The following is a 5717-nucleotide window of genomic DNA, read 5'->3' as shown; positions in this document are numbered from 1 at the left end:
GCGCGAGCGCCGACAGCACGAGCGCACACGCCGCTTGCCCGGTGATCGACGCGCCGAGGCCCGCGAGGGGATAGGTCACCAGAAACGCGGCGTGTGAGAGCGAGAACTGTGCGGTGAACACGTCGTCGCGGCCGGCGTCGGTGCTGTGATCGCGCAGCAGACGGGCGGTGCCGGTAGAGATGATCGACGTCGCGGCACCGAGCACAGCCCAGAGTGCGAGTAAAGCGATGTACGACGGCGCGCCCAGCCAGACAGCCATCACGCCAACGCCGATCACGCAGGCGAGGGCACAGGCCAGCATCGGTCGTGAAGTTCCGGCTCGTCGGAAGATCAGCGGCCCGAGGATCGCTGCGGCGATCGACCCCCCGCCGAACGCGGCGAAGGCCACCGCGACCGAGGTCGCGGAACCTCCGAGGTCGGCTCGAACGAAGACCACGGTGCCGACCATGACCAGTGCAGTTGCCGCGGCGACGACGACGTTGATCCACAACACGCCGCGAAATACACTGCGCGCCAGCATGATTCGACAACCAGCGAAGGCTCGGCGGCCGAAGCTCTCGGCGGCGGTGGGGGCGTGCGTTTCGTTGATGCTGCGGCCGTTGATGCCCCTGCGGCACGAGATGACGAGGGCAGCCGACGCGGCAAAGCCGAGCGCGGTGCCGACGAACAGCGTCGAGTACGACACGACGGTCAGCAGTGCCGCCGCGATCAGTGGGCTGCCGACGGATTCGAGGTCGTAGGCGATCCGCGATGCCGCGACGGCCGACGAGTAGTCGTCGCCGTCGTCGACCACCCGTGCGATGGTTGCCGAGAAGGTCGGCGTGAAGGTCGCAGACGCGGTCTGCAACGCGAACACCAACAGATAGATCTGCCAGACGTGACCGACCCATGGCAGGCAGCAGGCCATGCCGAGACGTACGAGGTCGGCGCCGACGAGTACCCGCGAGGCGGGCAGGGCCGCGACGAGCGCCCGCATCACCGGGGCCATTGCGACGTACGCGACCATCTTCACCGCGAGCGCGGTGCCCAGGACACGTCCGGCGTCGGGACCCGCGAGATCGTAGGCGAGCAGACCCAATGCCACAGTGAGCAGCCCGGTGCCCAGCAGCGACACGACCTGCGCGCCGTAGAGCCGACGGAACGTCGGATAGGTGAATGCCCGCACAGCACGATGGTAGCCATATGTGCGCATCTGCGCACACATGGGTGGCGCCTCATACCATAGGGGGGTATAAAGAGATCATGGAACCGCACCGGCACACGACTGAGGGCGCAGCACCGAGTCGCGACGAGCACACGGGCCACGGGGACATGGGCCACGGGCAGATGAGTCACGGGGACATGGACCACGGGGCGCACGGTCATATGGACCACGTCGCGATGTTCCGGCGGTTGTTCTGGATCATGTGCGTGATCGCGATTCCGGTGGTCGTGGCCTCGCCGATGTTCGGGTCGATCGTCGGATACACCGTCCCCGACAACGCGGTGCGCCTGATCTCGCCGGTGCTCGGCACGGTCATGTACTTCTGGGGCGGACGACCGTTCCTGACGGGTGCCGTGAGCGAACTGCGTTCGCGCACACCCGGAATGATGACTCTCATCGCGCTGGCGATCACGGTCGCCTTCGTGGCGTCGTGGGGCGCGTCGCTTCACCTGCTCCCTCATGATCTCGACTTCTGGTGGGAGCTGGCACTTCTCATCGTCATCATGCTGCTCGGGCACTGGATCGAGATGCGCTCGATCGCGCAGACCACGTCTGCGCTCGATTCCCTCGCATCTCTGATGCCTGATGAGGCCGAGCGCGTCGTCGGCGACCCTGATGATGGGCAGACCGAGACCGTCGCCCCGGCCGACCTGGTCCAGGGCGATGTGGTGATCGTGCGTCCCGGGGGTCGAGTGCCCGCGGACGGTGTAATCATCGACGGCACAGCAGAACTCGACGAATCGATGATCACCGGAGAGTCTGATCTCGTCACCCGGAAGGTCGGCGACAAGGTCGTCGCGGGAACGGTCACCGCCGACTCCGCGATCACGGTGCGGGTCAGAGCTGTCGGCGACGACACGACGCTCGCTGGCATCCAGCGTCTCGTTGCGCAAGCGCAGAATTCGACGTCGCGCGCTCAACGACTCGCCGATCGTGCTGCGGGCTGGCTCTTTTGGTTCGCACTCGGCGCTGCGGCGCTTACCGCCATCATCTGGACGGCGATCGGACAACCCGAGGACGCAGTCATCCGCACGATCACGGTACTGGTCATCGCGTGCCCGCACGCACTCGGACTTGCGATACCACTGGTGGTCTCGATCGCGACCGAACGGGCGGCCCGCATGGGTGTGCTCGTCACCAATCGGATCGCGCTCGAAACCCTTCGGCAAATCGACGTGGTGTGCTTCGACAAGACCGGAACGCTCACCCGTGGACGGCCCGGGATGACCGATATCGTTGCGCGCGAAGGGTATTCAAAGGACGAGCTTCTCGGTCTGGCGGCGTCGGCCGAGACGCAGAGCGAGCATCCGCTCGCCCGCGCCATCGTGCGCGCCGCGCAGGACGAGGGTGTGCGCACAGCGTCGTCGAAGGATTTCACTACGCACGCCGCAACGGGTGTGCGCGCTGTCGTCGACGGTCGGCAGGTCTCCGTCGGCGGTCCGAGGCTCGTCGAAAATGTCTCTGTCCCAGATGATCTCGCTGCAGCAGCGCAGAATCTTCGCGGAAACACGGTGCTGTACATCATGATCGACGACGAGGTCGTCGGAGTGATCGCACTCGCCGACGAACCGCGTCCCGAATCGGCCCAGGCCGTCGCCGAGCTCCGCGACCGCGGCATCGAATCGGTGATGATTACCGGTGATGCCCGGGACGTCGCCGACCGGGTGGCCAAGGCGGTGGGCATCACGGAGGTGCACGCGCAGGTACGGCCGGAAGACAAGGAGCAGATCGTCTCCGACCTGCAGAAGCAGGGCCACACCGTTGCCTTCGTCGGCGACGGAGTCAACGACGCGCCTGCCCTCGCGCGCGCCGATGTCGGTATCGCGATCGGCGCGGGCACCGACGTGGCGATCGGGTCGGCGGGCGTCGTGCTCGCCGGTGACGACCCGCGGACCGTCGTGTCGGCGATCGAACTCTCACGCAAGGCGTACCGCAAGATGAAGCAGAACCTCTGGTGGGCCGCCGGGTACAACATCATCTCGGTGCCGCTCGCAGCCGGCATCCTTGCGCCGATCGGGTTCGTGCTCCCGATGGCGGTCGGAGCGTTGCTGATGTCGTTGTCGACGATCATCGTCGCCCTCAATGCCCAACTCCTACGTCGAGCCGATCTACACGAACCGCGAATGTCGGCGTAGTCTTCGGGGAGGGTTTTCGACTGTGGGTCGAAAACGCTCGGGTTGAAAACACTCAGCGGTCGAAACACCGTTCGGCGAAGGAGCACGCACATGGCGCTCGATCTCACACGTGCCGATCTCGTGGCCGATCTCGTCGTGGTCGGGGCGGGGGTCGCGGGGCTGACCGCCGCACTGCGCGCAGCGGAGCTCGGGCTGCGCGTGGTGATCTGCAACAAAGGTGCTGCTTACAGCCCTGAATCGCGTGCACATGCCGGGCCGGTCGAGCATGCCGGGCCAGCTCAACATGGAGCGCCGGTCGAGCACAGCACCTCGACGTACTACGCCCAGGGCGGCGTCGCGGTGGTCGCGCCCGACAGCGCCGACGACAGCGTCGACTTGCACCTGCACGACACGCTGGTCGCCGGTGCGGGGCTCGGCGATCCCGAGATCTCGCGCGAGATCCTCGCGGACGGATGGTCTGCGGTGTCGCGCCTGCTCGGATGGGGTGCGCAGTTCGATCGTGATGCTTCGGGTCGGCTCACCCGCACGCGCGAGGGCGGACACAGTGTGCGTCGGATCATCCACGCCGGCGGCGACGCCACGGGCGCGCAAATCCAGCAGGCACTCTCCGCGGCCGTCGCCACCGTGATTCGACGCGGCGACGTGCGGGTCCTCGACGACTGCACCGTCACCCACGTACTCACCACGAACGAGCGGGCCGTCGGCGTCGCGTACCTCGGCGCGGATGGACCGGGAGTGGTGCACGCCCCGACGGTGCTGCTCGCGACGGGTGGCAGCGGACACCTCTTCGCCGCGACCACCAACCCGGCGGGTGCCACTGCAGACGGCCTGGCGCTCGCACTTCGCGCGGGCGCCGACGTTGCCGACCTCGAGTTCGTGCAGTTCCATCCGACGATGCTCTACACGCCGGGAGCGCGAGGTCGGCGCACGCTGGTCACGGAGGCCATCCGCGGTGAGGGCGGACGCCTCGTCGACGTCGACGGAAAGTCGGTGACCGAGGGCGTCCATCCGCTCGGCGATCTCGCACCGCGCGATGTCGTCGCCAACGCCGTGACGGCTGCGATGGAACGCACCGGACATCCGTGCGTGTACCTCGACATCTCGGCGATCGACGACTTTGTCACACGATTCCCGACGGTCAACGCCGGACTGCGCGCAGCGGGCCTCGACCCCGCGGACGGGCGCATCCCGGTGGTGCCGGGCGCCCACTATCAGTGCGGTGGCGTCGTCACCGACGCACACGGGCGCACCAGCGTCGCGGGGCTACTTGCCGCAGGAGAGGTCGCCCGAACGGGACTGCATGGCGCCAACCGGCTGGCATCCAACTCGCTGCTCGAGGGGCTGGTGGTGGGCGTGCGCGCGGCCGACGTCGCAGCGCTGGCCAGGGCTGATGGTGCTGTCGACACCACGTCTTTTGGTGATGTCGATGCGGGTGTCGAGCACGTAGTGGACCGAGAGGCGCTGCAAAATGCGATGTCGCGCTTCGTCGGATTGCGACGGAACGCGGAGGGACTCGGGCGCGTCGCGGCGCTGCTCGACGACGCGAGTCCGCGGGTCGTCGCAACGCAGCGCGACGTCGAAGATGCCGCGCTGACATTGGCCGCGCGGGCCGTCGTGACAGCCGCGCTGGCGCGGACCAGCTCACGCGGATGCCATGTGCGCACCGACGAACAATGCCCGGCTACGGATCTTCACGGGACCGGTGAACAGAGTTCGCCACGCTTCCGACTGATCGACGGCGATGTCTGCGCCGTCGGGGTAGAAGTGCCAGCACTCACTTCCGTAGACTGACGCCGGGGAGTGGGTCGATTGACGCACCGCATGCCGTGACCACAGTTGATCCGACTGTGACGTGCCGTGCGATCGCGAGTAGCGTCGTCGCCACACGCAAGCTGCGCGTATTCGGGCCGATGGGAGGACCGTATGGACGGCCAGGGTTGCTGGTCAACGGTTGTGTGCTCCGCGGAGGAACGTCGCGCGCTCGGTTTGAGCGGGTCGTCGGAATGGCTGCTGCAGTGTCGACTGGCAGCCGGACACGCGGGTAATCACGCCACCGATGCGAGTACTCGACCGCGGAGCGACAGACGGCTCTGGCTCGAATGGAATGACTTCGACGACCGCGCGCAATCGCTCATCGAGCGCAATCCGTGCCCGGTGCCGTCGCCCGAGGGAGCGCGTTGCGTCTTCTTCAACGGACACGGCGGCCCGCACTTCTATGCGCGGTCTAACGGGCACGCGCCGAGCCCTGTGCCTGGCAACGGCGGTGTCCGACGCGCGCCCGGTGGGGTTGCGCCGCAACCCGTCGGGACCCCCGACCAGCCACAGCGCAGTGGCCCGTCGACGGGCGATCTCCCGATCGCTGCGGGTAACGGAAGAGC

General features: G+C 67.4%; 3 protein-coding genes and 1 pseudogene. 3 read left to right on the top strand and 1 reads right to left on the bottom strand.

The genetic code is table 11. The features are described from left to right. Nucleotides 1-1165: MFS transporter (locus B3T59_RS03070; RefSeq protein ID WP_287001467.1), on the bottom strand; the 1165-nt coding region annotated here is incomplete at its 3' end. 77 nt (nt 1166-1242) lie between these two features. Here B3T59_RS03070 and B3T59_RS03065 point away from each other — a divergent pair. From B3T59_RS03065 to B3T59_RS03055, 3 genes and pseudogenes are all read left to right on the top strand, one after another. Next, the gene (locus tag B3T59_RS03065) at nt 1243-3339 is read left to right on the top strand and encodes a heavy metal translocating P-type ATPase (RefSeq protein WP_082933489.1); all 2097 of its coding nucleotides are present in this window, start codon (nt 1243-1245) and stop codon (nt 3337-3339) included. Nucleotides 3340-3429: 90 nt separating this feature from the next. Beyond that, nucleotides 3430-5130 (top strand): L-aspartate oxidase, encoded by a 1701-nt coding sequence (nadB, locus tag B3T59_RS03060; RefSeq protein ID WP_005203222.1) that lies wholly within the window; start codon nt 3430-3432, stop codon nt 5128-5130. A gap of 132 nt (nt 5131-5262) precedes the next feature. Then, a pseudogene (locus tag B3T59_RS03055) lies at nt 5263-5717 on the top strand (hypothetical protein); the annotation flags it as partial.

It is taken from the genome of Gordonia sp. UBA7860 (assembly GCF_002500165.1).
In the GTDB taxonomy this organism is placed as follows: Bacteria; Actinomycetota; Actinomycetes; order Mycobacteriales; family Mycobacteriaceae; genus Gordonia; species Gordonia sputi.
The sequence above is the reverse complement of the archived record's forward strand: the minus strand, read 5'-3'. Positions and strand labels throughout refer to the sequence as shown.